General features: G+C 48.7%; 12 protein-coding genes. 4 read left to right on the forward strand and 8 right to left on the reverse strand.

All coding sequences use genetic code 11. The features are described 5' to 3' along the window. Nucleotides 1-8 precede the first annotated feature (8 nt). The 4 genes from N774_RS0108435 (at nt 9) to N774_RS17225 (ending at nt 6,724) form a co-directional block, all read left to right on the forward strand. Nucleotides 9-497 carry a deoxycytidylate deaminase gene (locus N774_RS0108435; protein WP_024860826.1) on the forward strand — a complete coding sequence of 163 codons (489 nt, stop codon included), beginning with the start codon at nt 9-11 and terminating at the stop codon, nt 495-497. 77 nt (nt 498-574) lie between these two features. After that, nucleotides 575-1,822: a glutamate-5-semialdehyde dehydrogenase gene (locus N774_RS0108440; protein WP_024860827.1), complete on the forward strand. Its 1,248-nt coding sequence runs from the start codon at nt 575-577 to the stop codon at nt 1,820-1,822. Between the two features lie 33 nt (nt 1,823-1,855). Further along, nucleotides 1,856-4,186 (forward strand): hypothetical protein, encoded by a 2,331-nt coding sequence (locus N774_RS18225; protein ID WP_024860828.1) that lies wholly within the window; start codon nt 1,856-1,858, stop codon nt 4,184-4,186. A 537-nt stretch (nt 4,187-4,723) separates the two neighbouring features. Next, a complete protein-coding gene (locus N774_RS17225; protein WP_024860829.1) occupies nt 4,724-6,724 on the forward strand; it encodes a protein kinase domain-containing protein in 2,001 nt (666 codons plus the stop codon). Nucleotides 6,725-7,219: 495 nt separating this feature from the next. On the opposite strand, the gene N774_RS0108455 is transcribed toward N774_RS17225, so the two are convergent. From N774_RS0108455 to N774_RS0108490, 8 genes are all read right to left on the reverse strand, one after another. Continuing rightward, nucleotides 7,220-9,778 carry a carbohydrate-binding protein gene (locus N774_RS0108455; protein ID WP_024860830.1) on the reverse strand — a complete coding sequence of 853 codons (2,559 nt, stop codon included), beginning with the start codon at nt 9,776-9,778 and terminating at the stop codon, nt 7,220-7,222. Nucleotides 9,779-9,943: 165 nt separating this feature from the next. Next, nucleotides 9,944-10,678, reverse strand: coding sequence for an ABC transporter permease (locus N774_RS0108460; RefSeq protein ID WP_024860831.1), 735 nt, complete (start codon nt 10,676-10,678; stop codon nt 9,944-9,946). Continuing rightward, nucleotides 10,671-11,582: an ATP-binding cassette domain-containing protein gene (locus N774_RS0108465; protein ID WP_024860832.1), complete on the reverse strand. Its 912-nt coding sequence runs from the start codon at nt 11,580-11,582 to the stop codon at nt 10,671-10,673. Before N774_RS0108465 ends, N774_RS0108460 begins: the two co-directional genes overlap by 8 nt. Nucleotides 11,583-11,689: 107 nt before the next feature. Further along, on the reverse strand, nt 11,690-12,889 hold the full coding sequence (gene tuf, locus N774_RS0108470; protein WP_024860833.1) for an elongation factor Tu: 1,200 nt from the start codon (nt 12,887-12,889) through the stop codon (nt 11,690-11,692). 168 nt (nt 12,890-13,057) lie between these two features. After that, nucleotides 13,058-15,136 (reverse strand): elongation factor G, encoded by a 2,079-nt coding sequence (fusA, locus tag N774_RS0108475; protein WP_024860834.1) that lies wholly within the window; start codon nt 15,134-15,136, stop codon nt 13,058-13,060. A gap of 24 nt (nt 15,137-15,160) precedes the next feature. Further along, the gene (gene rpsG / locus N774_RS0108480) at nt 15,161-15,631 is read right to left on the reverse strand and encodes a 30S ribosomal protein S7 (RefSeq protein WP_009983569.1); all 471 of its coding nucleotides are present in this window, start codon (nt 15,629-15,631) and stop codon (nt 15,161-15,163) included. Nucleotides 15,632-15,858: 227 nt separating this feature from the next. Beyond that, a complete protein-coding gene (gene rpsL, locus N774_RS0108485; RefSeq protein ID WP_019680939.1) occupies nt 15,859-16,275 on the reverse strand; it encodes a 30S ribosomal protein S12 in 417 nt (138 codons plus the stop codon). A 187-nt stretch (nt 16,276-16,462) separates the two neighbouring features. Continuing rightward, nucleotides 16,463-19,156: a leucine-rich repeat protein gene (locus N774_RS0108490; RefSeq protein ID WP_024860835.1), complete on the reverse strand. Its 2,694-nt coding sequence runs from the start codon at nt 19,154-19,156 to the stop codon at nt 16,463-16,465. Nucleotides 19,157-19,161 lie beyond the last annotated feature (5 nt).

The following is a 19,161-nucleotide window of genomic DNA, read 5'->3' on the forward strand; positions in this document are numbered from 1 at the left end:
ATACAGCCATGGTCATATCAAAGGGCGCAGAGCGCGTTTCAAAAGTCGATACTTATCTCAACTGCGCCGAGGTCTTCGCCTACAGAAGCACCTGTCTCAAAAGGAAGTACGGCGCTGTCATAGTAAAGAACGACGCTGTTATCTCTACAGGCTACAACGGCTCTCCCCGTGGAACGGAGAACTGCTGCGACAGAGGCGAATGTCCGAGGATAGCCCGCGATATGCATCAGGGAGACGGCTACGGAATGTGCAGAGCTGTACACGCAGAGGCAAACGCCCTGCTGAACTGCTCCCGTGAGCAAACCGTGGGGGCTGACCTGTATCTGACGGGAGTTAATCCCGCGGACGGCTCCATACACAGAGCAAAGCCCTGTCCCATATGTGCAAGGCATATCATACAGGCAGGCATAAGGAACGTTTATCTCCGTCAGAGCGACAAGGCTGATGACTATACAGTTATTCCTGCCGCAGAGCTGGAATGGTTCAAGACCGAATAATACTGTAAATTGAAATAGGGAAGAAAATACTTTCCTAATTCGATCATTACAAGAATATACATACAAGAGGTGTAAATATGAGTTATACAGAGGAACTGGGAAAAAGAGCCAAGGCTGCCGAGGCAGCTGCGGCAGGCGCTTCAACTTCACAGAAAAATAACGCTCTCGCAGCTATATCAAAAGCTCTCCTTGCAAACAAGGAGCTTATAATCGCCGAGAATGCCAAGGATATCGCCGCTGCAAAGGCTAACGGCATGACCGAAGCAAAGCAGGACAGACTGAAGCTTGACGTGAAGCGTATCGAGGGTATAGCCAAGGGCGTTGACGAGCTCATCGCACTGGCAGACCCTATCGGCGAGGTCATCGGCGGCGGCGTCCGTCCCAACGGCTTACAGATAATCAAGACAAGAGTACCTCTCGGAGTTATCGGCATTATCTTCGAGTCACGCCCCAATGTTACAGTTGACGCAGCTGCACTTTGCTTAAAGGCAGGCAACGTTGTTATACTGAAAGGCGGCAAGGAGGCTATAAACTCCAATATCTGCCTTGGTAACATAATGAGAAAAGCCATCGAGGAAGCAGGTCTCCCTGCTGATATGATACAGGTGGTTGACAAGACCGACCGTGAGACAACTACCGAGATAATGCGCCTCAACGGCTACGTTGACGTTATTATCCCCAGAGGAAGCGCAAACCTCATACAGGCTGTAGTCAAGAACGCTACAGTTCCTGTTATCGAAACAGGCGCAGGCAACTGCCACGTTTACGTTGACGCTTCCGCAGACCTTGATATGGCTGTGGAGATAACCGACAACGCCAAAACACAGCGCCCTTCCGTATGCAACGCTATCGAGAGCCTTCTTGTACACAAGGACATCGCGGACAAGTTCCTGCCCCTCATAGCAGACCGCTTCAAGGAGCACAATGTAAAGCTCTACGGCTGCGACAGAACTATAGCTATCCTCGGTGATTCCGTGGAAAAGGCTACTGAAACGGAGTACGCAACGGAATTCAATGATTTCATCATCGCAATAAAGGTTGTGGACGATATCGACGAAGCTATCGCTCACATCAGAAAATACAGCACCAAGCATTCAGAGTGCATCGTTACAAGCTCCCTTGAAAACGCTCAGAAATTCCAGAGACAGGTGGACGCAGCAGCAGTATACGTAAACGCTTCCACTCGCTTCACCGACGGCGGTGAATTCGGCTTCGGAGCAGAAATAGGCATTTCTACACAGAAGCTCCACGCAAGAGGTCCTATGGGGCTTACAGAACTTACCACAGTAAAATATCTGATAAACGGTAACGGTCAGATAAGATAAATACAGCATTTTATTTGATTTTTGGAGGTCGAAATGGCTATTAGAAAAGATCTTGACGATATGCTCAACAGCCTTATGGACGGCGGCGGAAGCAGCGGAAGCACTCCCGCAAGAAGCCATAATACTCCGAGAGCTGCAAGAAAAAGCAAATTCGACGACATGTCCGTCGATGACCTGCTCCACGCTCTCGAGGAGGAAAAGCACCATATAGAGGAACAGCCTGTTGTCCACGATGACACACCGCCTGCTGTATGGGAATTCGCTCCCCCGTCCAGAGATATCCCCATTTCCGAGCCTGTGTCCGAAGCACAGCCCGAGGAGGAGGAAGTACCTAATATTATCGCAGAGGTAATGCATACAGAAGCTTCTGCGGAGGTAACAAGGGTGTTTGACACAGTTCCCATGCCGGATGAGCTGCCAAAGCCCGTCAAGAAAAAGAAGATAGTTATAACAGGCGAACTGCCCGACTACGAAGCGCTCCGCCGCGAAGAACAGGAGCGTGAAAAGCAGGCTGCACGGACTGCCGAGGTCGCTGCTGAGGAGGCTCACGCCGCTGAAAGAGCAAGAAGAGCTGCCGAGGCTGCCGCCGAGAGACAGCGCCTTATGGAAGAGGCTGAGCAGAGACGTCTGGCAAAAGAGGCTGAGGAAGCCGAGCGCCAGCGCCGCATTGCGGAGGCTGCTGAACAGGCACGTCTTGCGGAAGAAGCCGAAAGACAGCGCCGTATCGCTCAGATAGAGGCTGAAAAGCAGCGCAAGGCTGAGGAAATGGCAATGCAGGCACGTCTTGCAGAGGAAGCCGAGCAGCGCAAACAGGCTGAGGAAGCTGAAAAGCAGCGTCAGATCGAGGAAATGCGCCGTCTTGCGGAAGAAGCCGAGACCAGAACAGCCGAGCCCGTTTCTCTTGCTGAGGAGATAATCGCAAACTCTTCCGCTGCCGAGAACGAAGTTGATTCAGCTATCGAAGCTCTGGGCGAAGCAGCAGAAGCTCCCGCAGAGATTCTCGAGGAAGCCGCTGAGGAAGCTGAAAAGCCCAAGAAGATGGGCTTCTTCAAGAAGCTTATAAACAAGGGCAAGGAAGAAGAAAAGCCCGAGCACGAAACGGAGACAGCTCCCGAGGAGGGGCTCTTTGAGAGCGACGACAGCGCAGTTTCCGCTACAGACCTTATCGACGCAGCTATTGCTGCCATAAATCATCCCGACGAGAATGTCACTGCCGAGGAATACAGCGATCCGGTGGGCAATATGCTGGATAATATCCGCGAGGACGCTGCCGAGGCTATTGCTGATATAAATACTTCAAAGACTGCCGAGAAGCTTGTCCTCACCGACGAGGACATCATCAACGGTCTTACTCCCGACCTGAAGGAGCGATTTGACGCCCTCTCTCCAGACAAGCAGAGACAGGTCATAGACATGAGAAGATCACAGCTGGGCGCTGTAGCTCCCGACGCTGTGGACGAGGCTATAAACGCCGCTGAGGAAGCTCCCGCAGCAGTTGACGAATATGAGGAGGCTGTCAACGCCGAGACCATGTTCGAGGCTGAGGAAGCCGCCGAGGAAACAGCTCAGGAGACCGCCGAGGAAGCTCCAAAGGCTGAGTCGCCTGCCGAAAAGCCACGAAAGTCCGAGTCCACCTTTGCAAAGATACTGGACGAGGATCCTGCTGAGCTCATTGCACAGCGCAGCGAACACGTTGAAAGCTCAGTATCAGAGGTTACCGATACGCCGAAGAAGAAGCGCCTTTACACCCTGCTTGGCGTAGTCCTCACAGCCTTTGCCGTGATCGGCATCATCGCTACTATCGCAAAGGGCATAGGCTTCGCTAAGAGCTTCACATCGGGCGAGGTCAAGAAGGACAGCTTCACACAGATGATCTACCCTGCGGCTATCATGGATATAGAGCCATTCAGCGATCCCTCACAGCTCACATCGGAGCAGATAATCACGGCTACCATATGGTCTGTCATCATGGACGACAACAAGGTATCAAAGTACGATCCAACCCTTGATACTATAAGTATCCCCGATGTTGACGTGGAGAAGTACGCAGTTGAGCTCTTCGGCTCAAATATCCCCGCATTTGAACATGCTACCGTTGGTCCTGTGGAGTCCAGATTCTACTACTCCGACGGCGCTTATAACGTAAAGGTAAAGACTATCACCCACACATACGCTCCCGAGATAAAGTCCATTACCAAGAACGGCAGCGAGTATACTCTCACTGTTGACTATATCGCAGAGCTTCCCCAGTGGATGGAAAAGACCGTTTCCAAGCAGGCTGAGTACAAGCTTATCGAAAAAGACGACGGTACATTCCAGTACAGCTCAATGAAGATTCTCTCGGTAAACAGCGGTAATCTTTAATAACATCAAAGCCACGGTACACTGTACTGTGGCTTTTTTAATTCATAATTCATAATGCATAATTATTTTGTCGCTTGCGTGGACGAATTACGAATGACTATCTGTAGGGAACGGCGCCCAACAGGCGCCGCTCCTGTTAGGAGCGCCTTCGTAATATTTCGCTGTTCTCTGAAAACTGTGAACAACGACCAGAGGTGACTCCCCATAAAATGGGGAGATGTCAGCAAAGCTGACAGAGGGGACGGGCTGGTTAAGCCTGCCTCCGGACTCCGCCAAAGGAACACAGTCCCTTTGGAATCCCGTTCATATTCTCAGCAAGCTATATCAACAAAAACCATACTACTTTCTATTCACTACTCACTAACCACTAATTATTACAAATAAGAAAATTCTCCCATGAAATTATTACAAAAAAAATACAAATTCACAGTATCTCAGATTATTCATCAACAAACAGTTGACAATTTCTGTTTTTCTTGCTAAAATAGATATGATGCCTATTTTGTGCATTGACTACTTTTAGGAGGAGGAACTGCTTTGGGAGATAGTAAGTTTTGCAACAGATGCATGGAAAAATATGACGATTCTATGCACGTTTGTCCGTCCTGCGGATACGTGGAAACAGATGAACATAACCCCATGTATGTCCCACCAGGTACGATACTCCATAGCAAATACCTCTGCGGTGTTCTTCTGGAATACAACGGCGAGGGCGCGACCTATATCGGCGCTGATACAACTACAGGCAAAAAGGTGCTCATAAGAGAGTATATGCCTATAAACCTCTGCACCCGTGTCAAGAATAAGGCTATAATCAGCGTAAACTACAACAACCTTGCCAAGTACAAGGCGTTTATGGCTGAGTATACCGAGCTCAACAAGTCTCTTGCGAGACTCCGCAGCAATCCGAATATACCGCCTGTGCTGGATATGTTCGCCGAGAACAACACCACATATACCATTTTTGAATACATCGAAGGCGTTAAGATGCTGGATTACCTCAAGGAAAATGCAGGTGAGCTCAGCTGGGAACAGGTCGCTAAGATATTCCCTCCTCTGTTCACTACCATCGGCATTCTCCATAACGCAGGCATAATCCACCGCGCTATCAGCCCTGATACAGTCTATATCAACGACAAGGGCGAGCTGAAACTCTTCGGCTTCTGCGTTTCAGCTGTCAGAACTGCAAATGCAGGTCTGGAATACGAGCTCTTCAAGGGCTACGCAGCTCCCGAGCAGTATTCCGCAAGCAGCAGCAGCCGTCAGGGTTCATGGACGGACGTTTACGGCGTCTGTGCGCTCCTTTACAGAGCTCTCACAGGCTGTATGCCCGTTGACTCAATGAGCCGACAGACCCACGACGACCTTCACGAGCCTCATATGCTTGATTCACGTATCCCACGCCATGTGTCAAGAGTCATCATGGAGGGCATGAATCTAAACGGCAGAGACCGTATACAGACTATCACCGAGCTTGTTACAAAGCTCTTTGAACAGCCTGCTGAGGACGAGGAGGAAGAGCTTGACAATACAAGCACCGTTCTTCTCGGCAGCGGTATCGGCAATAATACAGCAGCTTCCGCTCTGCATGAATCTGCTCCACAGCCTGTATATCAACAGGAAAATCCCCAGAACGTCATTCACGAGCGCAGCGCTCCCGTATACAAGAAGCCCCGCCGCGATGACAGCTACAGCTATGAAAAGGTAAATACAGTTGACAGGATAAAGGTACCAATAATCGTTGCTCTCCTGTTCTTAGCTATTATGATGATACTGGGCGTCATCTTCTACAAGCTGATAGTTCCCCCGGAGGATGAGACAACTGTCCAGAGCAGCCGACGCTCATCGTCCATATCGGATAACATCGTCCAGAGCACCACGAATTCCTCAAAGGACAAAAACGTGGAAATGCCGAACCTTGTCAAGCAGTTCTATACCTTGTCCAAGGATAAGTACAAGGACGAATTCGTTCTCGATGCTGATTTTGAATACAACAACGATTACGATAACGACGTTATCTTTGAACAGAGCGTTAAGGCAGGCGAGAAGATCGCTCAGGGCGACGTTATAAAGATAAAGGTCAGCAAGGGCAAGGAGACTGCTACTATCCCCGATTATCAGGGACTCACCGTAGAGCAGTACAAGAACGCTCTTGATACAGCAGGTATCCACGACCATAACTACCAGTTCGTCGAGTCCAAGAACTACTACGGCAAGGCAAATACTATCATTGAATTACAGGTGGACGGCAAGGTGGTAACACCTAACTCCACATTCAATAACAAGAGCGGCAAAAAGCTGACGGTTTATTACGCTTCCTCAAGTGCGTCAGTACAGCAGACAACAGCTGCACAGGCAACGGAAGCACCTACAACTACCGCAGCAGCGGTCACAACTCAGGCTCCGCAGCCTACAACACAGGCTCCGACAGATCCGCCCGAGCCCATCACAAATCCGCCTGAGCCAATTACCAATCCACCCGAGCCGACAGAGCCGCCTGCTGAACAGCAGCAGCCTGCGGAAAACAACGGCGAATAACAGCATAAGACAAATACCTATATATAAGTTTTGCCCCGAAGTGTTCACATGCACTTCGGGGCTTTATCTTTTTGCCGAGATAAATCATAATTTAACATAATAACGTCCTGAGGATATGAACGGGATTCCAAAGGGACTGTGTTCCTTTGGCAGAGTCCAGAGGCAGCGCCTCTGGTCGCTGTTCCCAGCTTTTAAAGAACAGCGAAACTTTACGAAGGCGCTCCTAACAGGAGCGACGACCCTCTGCCCTTCGGGCATCTCCCTATACTATAGGGAGTCACCGCATGGGTGAATCCCGAAAACAATCCAGTGAATTGTTTTCGGGAGAGGGTGACTCCCCACGGGGTGGGGAGATGTCGCAGCGCGACAGAGGGGACGGACCCGATTAGGGGGTCCTGCAAGAGAGGGCGTCCCTTAATGTTTTTCGGAAAACGTCCCTACCAAACGGGACGTCGAGACGCCGTCCCCTACATTTCGGGCGGATAATATCCGCCCCTACAAACGTAAATTATGATTTAGAACGAGAGCACGTCTCAGCTCCACAACATCGAATATATCCACTGTGCTGTCGCCGTTCATATCAGCCTGTGCAGCCTGCTCCTTAGTCATTATCTCCCTGCCGAGGATATGCTTCTGAAGTATCACAAGGTCGGCAACGCCTATCATGCCGTCGGTATTGATATCCCCGATACCATAACTCACAGGCGGCTCAGCGACAGTTCCCACCGCCATGACGATGTAATTCACGCACTGATAGGTCTGTCCGTTGCTGCCGAGGGATATCTTCTCCCCCGCCTTGACGTCCTTTTTGTACATCATAAATGTAACGTCGTTGTCGGACTTGCACAGCGTCCTCATGAGCGTGTAATCGCTGAGCCAGTCGGGCATTTTCTCAACACGACTGTCAAGTCCCACATAGAGGGACATATCGCTGCCTGCGGTGAATGTTGCTGCCTCTCCCGTTGTGCCCTTTGCATCACAGGAGGTCAGGAGTATCTCCGCTCCCTCAAGATTTGACTGGAGCTCCGCTATCTTAAAGGTCCTGTCGCCGAATATGAGGGAGCCCACAGCTGCATTTTCCCCTATCTGCCATGAATCGGGATTTGCCTGAGACGTTACCTGAACATTTTTGAAGAGCTTTCCGTTGAGAGGCAGCCTGTCTTTTCCGAACTTGAATGAGCACAGATTTACAAGATATTCGCTTTCGCCCTTGAATACCATATACAGGTCATGAGTACCTGTTATTGTCTTGATATCAGTCTCAAATGTATGATAATCATTCAGCGATTTTGTGCCGCTGTAATCTATGACTGCGGCAGGAGTTCCGTCCATACTGTCAAGATAGAGTTCGATCTTTGAAGGATAGCCGCTCATCCATCCGCTGAAAGAATTTGCTCCGCTTCCAAAGTTTATTCTGCTATACTTTACCCAGTCGCCGTCAGAAACAAGAGCTAAATTATTTGATCTTCCCGAATATTCCTCGACGATCATGCCTTTCTTATCCGAGAACGAATCGGCTTCTATCTTCTCAAAGGCTGATACAACCTGAACAGGAGTGTAATTTCCGTCTGTGGGAGACAGCTTCACAACGCCCTCGGGGAAAGAATCCACCGTAAGGTCATTGATATAGTACTCGATGTTCATGTATCCCTGACCGCAGTAGTCCCCTGCATAGTCATCGGGATCATTGGGATCAAGACCGCGTGCAAGCTCCCAGCTGTCGTCCATACCGTCGTTATCGGCGTCGGTTATCTCCTTTTTGGTAACGGCTGAGGGATAAGTATATGTCACGCCGCACTTGATATTGTACTTGCTGAGGTTAGCCTCCGAGCTGTCATAAGCGGCAGTACCGCTGCACTGTCCCGTGCCGTTCTTTGTATCGGCAGCGCACTGCTGGTCTATGGCTGTACGCTTGTCGGGAGAAATACCGTTGCCTGCAAAGCTGATAACGTGGTCGTAAGCCGCAGCCGCACTCTCGGCAGTATTTGCAGTGGACACATTCTCGCCGTTGATATTTATTGGAAATGATGTACCGCTGTACAGGTTATTCTTGGTGATGCCGATGCCGTCCTTGACGGTGACGCCCGACCAGTTGTCATTTGTTATGCTGTGGAGCGAGCCGTCCTTATTGATAAGGCGGTTGCCCGAGCAGTACACCTTGAAGTTCTCGGGCTTAGTGGTGCTGTCCACGTACATCCAGTGATAGCCCCCTGTAGTGGAGTTGCCTGCTTTCAGCGTATTATTCACGTAATTGAGGTGTCCGATAGTTCCGTAGGCGGTCTGGTAGCCCCAGTCGTAGATGATATTATTGGTGAAGTCTGCGGTGTAATGATCCGGCACCTTGCCGCGGAAGTTTCGGGAAACATTGTGGATAATGAGATTGTGGTCAAAGGTCAGGTCGCCCTTGCCCATCATTATTCCGAAGCCGTGAAGTCCCTTTTTATGACCGCCCCACGAATCCGCAGGACCTATGACGGAGTACTGCACGGTATAGTTGGTATTATTGGAGTAAAGTCCCCACTGTTCATCGGTGGTCCAGCCCATGGAGCAGTGGTCGATTATGGAGTTTGAACCCTTGGCGCCGCCCCAAGCGTCGTTGCCCGAATCAGTAGACGCATAAGGTCCAGGGCGTGAACTGATATAGCGGCATATGATGTTGTCTCCCGACATGCCCATTTTGTAGTTTTTCAGGGTAATGCCCGAGCCTCCGGGAGCAGTCTGACCTGCCACGGTGACATTGCTTGAACACAGGATATTGCCCTTTAATTCAATAGTTCCGCTGACATCAAAGACTACGATTCTCCCAGACTTGCTAACTGCGTCACGGAAAGAGCCCTCGCCGCTGTCGTTGAGATTGGTAACGTGATAGACCTCGCCGCCGCGTCCGCCTGTGGCATACTTGCCGCCGCCAACAGCTCCGGGAAATGCAGGGATACTGCCTGCCGCAGAGGCGCTAATAGCTGGTCTGCCTATGGGAGCAATGCCCGAAGCTCCTGAAAAAACGGTGAGAATACTGACGGCAAGAGCCGCAGTTCGTCTGAATGTTCTGTTCATTTTAATATCCTCCCGAAAAAAGCCGAAATCTTCTATATTAACATTATACATGATATTTCAAGATTTTGCAATGAAATATAGTATTGTTTTACTGATTGCGAGTGCTTTTTACACCTTTACCGCAGTTTGTCAAAAAGAAAAGCTCCCCAAGGGGAGCTTTGATACTTATTTAAGGTCTGACTTATTAAAGATAAGTATACCGCCGATAGTAGCTGCGATGAATATGACCGCGTCGGCTATGAGTGAGATGTATACCTTCTCAGGATACTCCATATAGCCGTACTTAACTATTTCTATCTGAAAGCTTGGTACGATCTCGCTGATAAAGTTCTGCACCTTTTCGCTTTTTATGAGAAGCATAACGACCGATGCCATCAGCACTATCTCATGCATTATCAGAGAGATGACAAAACCGCCTATATTTCTCATGGAGTTGCACAGGAAAACGATAACAGCAGTGAAGGTCAGCTGGATAACAAGAGCCAGTCCCATATTGGCAAATATCTCACCTGAGGGGAAAAACTCAAATTGCAGCAATATTCCGCCAAGTGCAATGGTGACAAGCCAGAATGCCAGCTGATAGATTACCGCAACAGTACATGATACTATGAGATTTGCAAGATATATCTTTGTTCTTGAATGACCGATGATTATCTTGTTTCTCACGGTGTTGTTTCGGAAATCCTGTACAATGAGAAGTCCTGCAGTGATACTGATAAGAAGTGGCATAGTTCCCGTCATCATAAAGATCATGCCGTCCACCCTTGCAGTATGCTCAGTATCGAAGATCTTTACAAATGTCAGTATCAGTGCGGCAACGCCCACAATAACAGCAAGAACGATATAAAATCTCTTGCCCTTGAAAAGTCGTCTGTAGCCCTCAGCCAGTAAATTAGCCATTACGAACACCTCCTACAAGTCCCATGAAGTAGTTTTCGAGGCTTTCGTGATGCTCGTTCATGGAATTAACAAAGCAATTTTTCTCGTTAAGTGCGAGAACCAGAGGAGTTACCTGCATGGGAGTGAATATATCAGCCTCATTTGGCGAATATATCCTGTATTCGGCGCCCATGCCGTCAAGCACCTGTGCAAGGAGCTGAGTATCGTTTACATTAACGTGAAGTGAACGGCGGCTCACCTTTTCAAGCTCCTCAGCGCTCATTTCCTTGATGACACGTCCCTGCTCCATAAAGCCGTAGTGTGTGGCAAGACGGGAGAGCTCGTCGAGGATATGGCTGGAGATAAGTATTGTGATACCCTTTTCGCGGTTGAGCTTCAGTATCATCTCACGGACCTCCATGATACCCTGAGGGTCAAGTCCGTTTATAGGCTCGTCGAGAACGAGGAACTCGGGATCACCAACAAGTGAAAATGCGATCCCCAGTCTCTGACGCATACCCAGTGAGAAGTTTTTGGCTTTTTTCTTGCCTGTATTTGCAAGACCCACAAGCTTTAGGATACCGTCAAGCTTTTCGTCGGAAATACCAAGAGCCTTTGTCTGCTGGATAAGGTTATCCTTAGCACTCATTTCGGGGTGAAGTGAGGGAGTTTCGACAACAGCTCCCATTTTTCTGCGCATTTCAAGTATCTTTCCGTCGGAATTTTTTACTCCGAAGAGTGAAAACTCACCCGAGGTGGGATTATTTAGACCCGTAAGTATACGGATAAGTGTAGTTTTGCCTGCGCCGTTTCTTCCCACCATACCGTAGATAGAACCCTTTGGAACATTGATGGTAAAATCGGTAAGCGCCTTAAAATTTCCGTATTTCTTGCAAAGCTGCTGAGTCTGAAGAATATAGTCCATATCTTTTACCCTGCCTTATTACAATATTGTAGTGAAAATCATGTAAAAAGGCGGCCATGCCTTGTGGCACGACCGCCTAAAGTCGTTATTATTATATGATTACGAAATTATTCGTTGATCTTTGTAACAACGCCTGAACCAACTGTTCTACCACCCTCACGGATAGCGAAACGGAGTCCCTCTTCGATAGCGATAGGAGTGATGAGCTCAACGTCCATAGCAACGTTATCGCCAGGCATACACATTTCCTTGTCAGCAGGAAGAGTTACAACGCCAGTAACGTCAGTTGTTCTGAAGTAGAACTGAGGTCTGTAGTTGTTGAAGAAAGGAGTATGACGGCCGCCCTCTTCCTTCTTCAGTACGTAAACCTGACCGCTGAACTTTGTGTGTGGGTGGATTGAGCCGGGCTTACAAAGAACCTGTCCACGCTCAACCTGGTCTCTTGTGATACCACGGAGAAGAGCACCAACGTTATCACCAGCCTCACAGAAGTCAAGAGTCTTTCTGAACATTTCAAGACCTGTAACAACTGTGTTGAGCTTCTCGTCAGAAAGACCAACGATCTCAACAGGCTCGTTTACGTTGAGCTTTCCACGCTCTACTCTACCTGTAACAACAGTACCACGACCTGAAATTGTCATAGTATCCTCGATAGGCATAAGGAAAGGCTTAGCATCGTCTCTCTCAGGGCTTGGGATGAACTCATCTACAGCGTCCATGAGGTCGAGGATAGGCTTGTAAGCAGGATCGCTAAGATCGTCGGGAGCTTCGAGAGCCTTAAGAGCAGAACCCTTGATGATAGGTGTATCATCGCCTGGGAAGTCATAGCTTGAGAGAAGGTCACGGATGTCCATCTCAACGAGCTCGAGGAGCTCTTCGTCGTCAACCTGATCAGCCTTGTTCATGAATACAACGATTGCAGGAACGCCAACCTGACGAGCGAGAAGGATGTGCTCTCTTGTCTGAGCCATAGGACCATCAGAAGCAGCAACAACGAGGATAGCGCCGTCCATCTGAGCAGCACCTGTGATCATGTTCTTAACGTAGTCAGCGTGACCGGGGCAGTCAACGTGAGCATAGTGACGCTTGTCTGTCTCGTACTCAACGTGAGCTGTATTGATTGTGATACCACGCTCTCTCTCTTCTGGAGCCTTATCGATCATATCGTAAGCCTCATACTGAGCCTGACCCTTCATAGCGAGAGTCTTTGTGATAGCAGCAGTAAGAGTTGTCTTACCGTGGTCAACGTGTCCGATTGTACCAATGTTTACATGGGGTTTAGTTCTTTCAAATTTAGCCTTAGCCATTGGAAAATTCCTCCTTAGAATAGATTTCAGAAATCTGTATATATTATTATACCAGATTATTTTGGTAAATTCAAGTGTTTCAGTAAAAAAATATTAGCTGAATCACATGATTTTGTAAATTATGCCCGTTTTACACTGTATTCCGCATAAAACGGGCGGAATATGCAATTAGTTCTTAGCTCTGTTAGCCATGATCTTTTCAGCGATGCTCTTTGGAACTTCCTCATAGCTGTGGGGCTCCATAGTATACTGACCACGACCCTGTGTATTAGAACGGAGGTCGCTTGTATAACCGAACATTTCTGAAAGAGGTACGAGAGCGTCGACCTGGATAGAACCTGATCTTGACTCCTGTCCCTGGATCTGTCCACGGCGAGAGCTGAGGTCACCGATAACTGTTCCGAGATAATCGTCAGGAACGATGACTGCAACCTTCATAACAGGCTCCATGAGAACTGCGTTAGCCTGCTTGAGAGCTTCCTTGAACGCGATAGAACCAGCGATCTTGAATGCCATTTCAGATGAGTCAACTTCGTGGTATGATCCATCGTAAAGCTCTACCTTAACGTCAACTACCTCATAGCCAGCAAGGATACCTGCCTTCATAGCGCCCTGGATACCTGCGTCAACAGCAGGGATATACTCCTTGGGGATAGAACCGCCGACAACAGCGTTCTTGAACTCGTAGCCCTTACCCGACTCGTTAGGCTCAACACGGATCTTAACGTGACCGTACTGACCTGAACCACCGGACTGCTTCTTGTACTTGTAGTCGATGTCTGCTTTGCCCTTGATAGTTTCCTTGTAAGCAACCTGAGGAGCACCTACATTAGCCTCGACCTTGAACTCACGGAGGAGACGGTCAACGATAATGTCGAGGTGGAGCTCACCCATACCAGCGATGATAGTCTGACCTGTTTCCTCGTCAGTCCATGTCTTGAAGGTAGGATCCTCTTCAGCAAGCTTTGCAAGAGCGATACCCATCTTTTCCTGACCTGCCTTTGTCTTGGGCTCGATAGCGAGCTGGATAACAGGCTCTGGGAATTCCATGGATTCGAGAATGATAGGATGCTTTTCATCACAGAGTGTGTCACCTGTGGTTGTATTCTTGAGACCTACTGCAGCAGCGATATCGCCTGAGTAAACAGTAGTGAGGTCTTTTCTGTGGTTAGCGTGCATCTGAACGATACGGCCGAAACGCTCCTTAGTGTCCTTAGTAGCGTTGAGAACTGTATCACCCTGATTAACAACACCTGAGTATACACGGAAGAACGCAAGCTTACCAACGAATGGGTCAGTAGCGATCTTGAATGCGAGAGCTGAGAATGGCTCGCTGTCAGAAGAAGGTCTGTCCTCTTCTTCATCTGTATCAGGGTTAACGCCCTTGATAGCAGGAACGTCGAGTGGAGAAGGCATGTAGTCGATGATAGCATCGAGGAGCTTCTGAACACCCTTGTTCTTATATGAAGTACCGCAGGTAACAGGTACCATGTGGTTAGCAATAGTAGCCTTTCTGATGCAGGTCTTGATCTCTTCCTGAGAGAGCTCGCCTTCCTCAAAGTATTTCTCCATGAGTGCTTCGTCCTGCTCGGCAACGTGCTCTACCATTTCGTCGTGATACTTCTGAGCAATCTCCTTCATATCATCAGGGATATCTTCAACCTTGATATCTGTACCGAGATCGTTTGTATAAATGTAAGCCTTCATCTCAACGAGGTCGATGATGCCTCTGAATGAGTCCTCAGCACCGATAGGGAGTTGGATCGGAACAGCATTACACTTGAGTCTGTCCTTCATCATGTCGATAACATGATAGAAATCGGCACCCATAATATCCATCTTATTTACATAAGCCATACGGGGTACCTTATAGTTATCAGCCTGTCTCCAAACGGTTTCAGACTGAGGCTCAACGCCGCCCTTAGCGCAGAGAACTGTTACAGAGCCGTCGAGTACACGGAGTGAACGCTCAACCTCAACTGTAAAGTCAACGTGGCCGGGGGTGTCGATGATGTTAAGTCTGTGGCCTGCCCAGTAGCAAGTAGTAGCAGCTGAAGTAATTGTGATACCTCTCTCCTGCTCCTGCTCCATCCAGTCCATAGTAGCGGAACCTTCGTGTGTTTCACCGATCTTGTGGTTAACACCTGTGTAGAAAAGGATACGCTCTGTGGTAGTGGTCTTACCTGCGTCGATGTGGGCCATTATGCCGATATTTCTTGTATTTTCAAGTGAACAATCTCTTGACATAATTTACTCCTTTTACAAAGACGCTTACCAGCGGTAGTGAGCAAACGCCTTGTTTGCCTCTGCCATCTTGTGTGTATCGTCGCGCTTCTTGCAGGCACCGCCTGTACCGTTAAGAGCGTCGAGTATCTCACCGGCAAGTCTTTCCTTCATAGTCTTCTCGTTTCTCTCTCTGGAGTACTTAGTGATCCAGCGGAGACCGAGAGTCTGACGTCTCTCAGGACGAACCTCCATAGGAACCTGATAAGTAGCACCACCGAGACGGCGAGCCTTTACCTCGAGCTCAGGCATGATATTTTCCATAGCCTGCTCGAACACCTCAAGAGCATCCTTGCCTGTCTTTTCAGCTACGATCTCGAATGCACCGTAAACTATTTTCTGCGCAACGCCCTTCTTACCGTCTAACATGATATTATTGATCAGACGTGTAACGAGCTTTGAATTGTATACAGGATCCTGTAATACATCACGCTTTGCGATTTTACCTCTTCTTGGCATTTTCGCTTCCCTCCTTCATATAGATTGATGAATTCATAGGTACTCAAACCTTGTCGGTTACTGCCTGTACGGGCTTTGCTTCGCCGACAGGTGTGTCAGGAGCCAATGCAGAGGATCAATCGAACTAATCTATATGATCTCCGCATTACCCTGCGGTAGTAGTTATCCTATATTAATGAATGAACGGCATTGTTTATACAGTCAGCCGCTGACTGATGAGAAGTCTCTTACTTCTGCTTAGGCTTCTTGGCACCGTACTTGGAACGAGCCTGATTACGGTTTGCAACGCCCTGAGCATCGAGAGTACCTCTGATGATGTGGTAACGCACACCGGGGAGATCCTTAACACGTCCGCCTCTGATGAGAACGACGCTGTGCTCCTGAAGATTGTGACCGATACCCGGGATGTAAGATGTTACTTCGTAGCCGTTTGTGAGCTTAACTCTGGCGATCTTTCTCATAGCTGAGTTAGGCTTCTTAGGTGTAGCAGTTCTTACAGCTGTGCAAACGCCTCTCTTCTGAGGTGAGCTGAGGTCGATCTGTGTCTTCTTCTTTGCATTGTAACCCTTCTGGAGAGCAGGAGCTGTAGACTTTGTCTCAAGGTCCTTTCTGCCCTTACGAACGAGCTGGTTAAATGTAGGCATATTTTTCCTCCTTTTCATATAATATAGTGCGTATCCACCCTTAAAAGGGTATAGAATCTGCGCACTGATATATTATACCCAAAAAAGGACGGCTTGTCAAGGGGATACCTTAAAAAGCCGTCCGTTTTACTGTTTTTTCGTTATTTTTCCTATTATTGTTCTTTATTTCTCAGTTGAGACTTAGCTATTATTTCAGCCACTCCCTCATATCTGCGATAGTGCCGCCGCTTCCGCGGTAAGCATAATAGGCAAGTACGTTAGAAGCGTCCACCGCATTGACCTTTCCGTCGGAGTTGACGTCTGCCGCCTCCCGTTTTTCAGGGTCAAAGCTTGATTTATGTCCTGTGGAGGTGCTTGCGTACTCGGTGAGGATATAGCTTGCGTCAACAGCGTTTACCTTTCCGTCCTTATCAACGTCGCCCAGCTTTACCTTGGGAGGCTGTACGGGAGCGGTAGTGGTAGTAACAGGTGCCGTTGTCGTTGTCACCTTTGTTGTGGTGGTTGTTTTAGGCTTTGAAGTCGTTGTGACAGTTTTTGCCGTAGTTGACGTTGTTCTTGGGATAATACCTGTGGTCGTTACCTTGGTCGTTGTAGTCGTGGTCGTGCTCACAGGCTCATACCTGATATAGAATGTATCCCAGCCGGCGACATCTTTATAATTCACACTATCAGCATCAGCGGCATAGACCAACACGGTTATACGCTGAAAACCGACGTCTGCCTTATTAAGATCCATTACAGAATAACTATAGCCATAGGGCATCTGTTCGATCAGACAATCATCCAGGAGCTGCTCTCTGTTGCCGTACTGATCGACGCGCCAGAAGTCTATCTTCATTCCGTACAGGTCGATAACTTCGTCGTACTGGTTGTACTCAAGCTTCTTGGGCTCCTCGACAATTTTCACTTCGAGTTCGTAAATAAGGGGCTCAGTGGTGGTAGTTGTGATGGTTGTTGTTGTTACTGTAGTCGTAGCAGTTGTATCCTCGACCATAACATCAAAGTCCGCAGAAGCCGTTACCCACTCAGATACAGCTTCGTTATACACCTTATACCGGAGCTTCAGACGCTGAGGCCCTATTACAGTGCTGTCGTAATCCGTTACCTCATACTTCTCGGGAAAAGCGATTATCTCTTCATTCTTGTTTATGAGAGTCTCTTCATCGCCGTGGGTATGATATACATTTACCCTCATTCCCGCCAGCTGGAGCTGCTCGCCCACGGTGTATATCACCTTGTATGGGAGCTCCATTATCTCAACTCTTGCGGTGAATCTGTCATCACGGGCAGTAGTTGTTGTAGTGATTATCTCCTCAACAGTAGTGGAAGTGGTTATCACAGGTGGATTTACCTCCACATTGAACTCGGCATAAGCAATAGAATCCTGATAATAGTAGGTTACAGAGATCGGCTTTGAGCCTGCCTTGCTGCTGTCAAAGTCTGATCTGCTGATATTTACCTGGTTTCTTCTGTATGAAGCCTGATCCATTCTGAGGGGCTCAAGCACCACGTCCTTGTAGCTGCCGTCGCTGTAGAACTCCCTGTAGGAACGCAGGAGCGTACCGCCGTCGAGGTCGAGCTCCTCACCTATGGTATAGGTGGTCTTATATGGGAGGTTGCCGATATCCAGCTTTGCGCTCACGCTGACAACATAGGGCTCGGTGGTGGTAGTGGTCGAAGTTGTAGTGGAGGTGGTGGTAGTCGTGGTAGTTGTTGTGGTAGTAGTAGTCGTCGTGACAGGCTGTTTGACCTCCACATTGAAATATGCATCGGCAACGGAATCTGCCACGTAGTAGTATACAGATATGGGCTTAGTACCCGCTGTACTGCTGTCAAAGTCCGATTTGCTGATATTCACGAAGTTTTTTCTGTACGAAGCCTGATCCATTCTTAGGGGCTCAAGTACAGTATCCTTGTAGCTTCCGTCACTGTAGAACTCCCTGTAGGAGCGCAGGAGGATACCGCCGTCAAGGTCAAGCTCCTCACCTACGGTATAGACAGTCTTTGTGGGATAGCTGCCGATATCAAGCTTTGCGCTGACACTTACCACATAAGGAGCTGTCGTGGTAGTTGTCGTTGTTGTCGATGTAGTGGTCGTGGTCGTTGTGGTGGTAGTGGTGGTAGGCTTTTTAGTAGTCGTAGTAGTAGTTGTTGTGGTGGTGGTGGTCGTGGTAGGCTTTTTGGTAGTTGTGGTGGTCTTTGGTGCAGTCGTCATAGCAGACGTTACAGGCGTGGAGGGAGCATTGCCCAGAGAATTGAACCTGTAACCGTACTTTTTGGCGTAGGACTCAGCCGTAGAACCGCTGTAGCCCTCTATAACGCCGTTATAGGACGCGGTGCCGTTGCCTGCGCGGCTGCTGATAGTCTCCTTATCAAGATTGATATCGCAGTCCTTATTGCGTATGGTCACCTTTTGCAGGGACGAGCAGTTCCTGAAAGCGCCCATACCTATGCTTGTACAAGCCGCAGGCACATCAACGCTGCCAAGTCCCGGACAGGTATCGAATGCGCCTCTTCCTATCTTCGTCACTCCCGACGGGATAGTTATGGACCTGAGATTGGGAGTATCCGCAAAGGCACAGGCTCCGACAGAGGTTATCCTGCCGTCTATCTCCGCGGAGCTTATCTGCTTTTTGAACTTGCTCCACGGCGTATCATCGCTCATTTCCCAGTTATCCATATTGCCGTAGCCTGTTATGGTGAGCTTTCCGTTTTCGTATTTCCATTCAGCGTTGTCGCCGCATTTTCCCGACTCTCCTACCCTGCTGCCGTCAATTACCGTCATCTGAGGAGCAACTGCCGCAGATACAGTACAAGGAGCGGAAACACCTGCCGACAAACTTATGACTGCCGCCATAACAGCGGCTAATATTCTCTTCATCTGAA

Source organism: Ruminococcus flavefaciens AE3010, from assembly GCF_000526795.1.
GTDB lineage: Bacteria > Bacillota > Clostridia > Oscillospirales > Ruminococcaceae > Ruminococcus > Ruminococcus flavefaciens_D.

What these genes read in the sequence shown, in the direction of transcription:
- rpsG (WP_009983569.1), bottom strand. Translation starts at nt 15,631, where the DNA reads ATGCCAAGAAGAGGTAAAATCGCAAAGCGTGATGTATTACAGGATCCT.
- N774_RS0108435 (WP_024860826.1), top strand. Translation starts at nt 9, where the DNA reads ATGGTCATATCAAAGGGCGCAGAGCGCGTTTCAAAAGTCGATACTTAT.
- N774_RS0108455 (WP_024860830.1), bottom strand. Translation starts at nt 9,778, where the DNA reads ATGAACAGAACATTCAGACGAACTGCGGCTCTTGCCGTCAGTATTCTC.
- N774_RS0108460 (WP_024860831.1), bottom strand. Translation starts at nt 10,678, where the DNA reads ATGGCTAATTTACTGGCTGAGGGCTACAGACGACTTTTCAAGGGCAAG.
- N774_RS0108440 (WP_024860827.1), top strand. Translation starts at nt 575, where the DNA reads ATGAGTTATACAGAGGAACTGGGAAAAAGAGCCAAGGCTGCCGAGGCA.
- N774_RS0108465 (WP_024860832.1), bottom strand. Translation starts at nt 11,582, where the DNA reads ATGGACTATATTCTTCAGACTCAGCAGCTTTGCAAGAAATACGGAAAT.
- N774_RS18225 (WP_024860828.1), top strand. Translation starts at nt 1,856, where the DNA reads ATGGCTATTAGAAAAGATCTTGACGATATGCTCAACAGCCTTATGGAC.
- fusA (WP_024860834.1), bottom strand. Translation starts at nt 15,136, where the DNA reads ATGTCAAGAGATTGTTCACTTGAAAATACAAGAAATATCGGCATAATG.
- tuf (WP_024860833.1), bottom strand. Translation starts at nt 12,889, where the DNA reads ATGGCTAAGGCTAAATTTGAAAGAACTAAACCCCATGTAAACATTGGT.
- rpsL (WP_019680939.1), bottom strand. Translation starts at nt 16,275, where the DNA reads ATGCCTACATTTAACCAGCTCGTTCGTAAGGGCAGAAAGGACCTTGAG.
- N774_RS0108490 (WP_024860835.1), bottom strand. Translation starts at nt 19,156, where the DNA reads ATGAAGAGAATATTAGCCGCTGTTATGGCGGCAGTCATAAGTTTGTCG.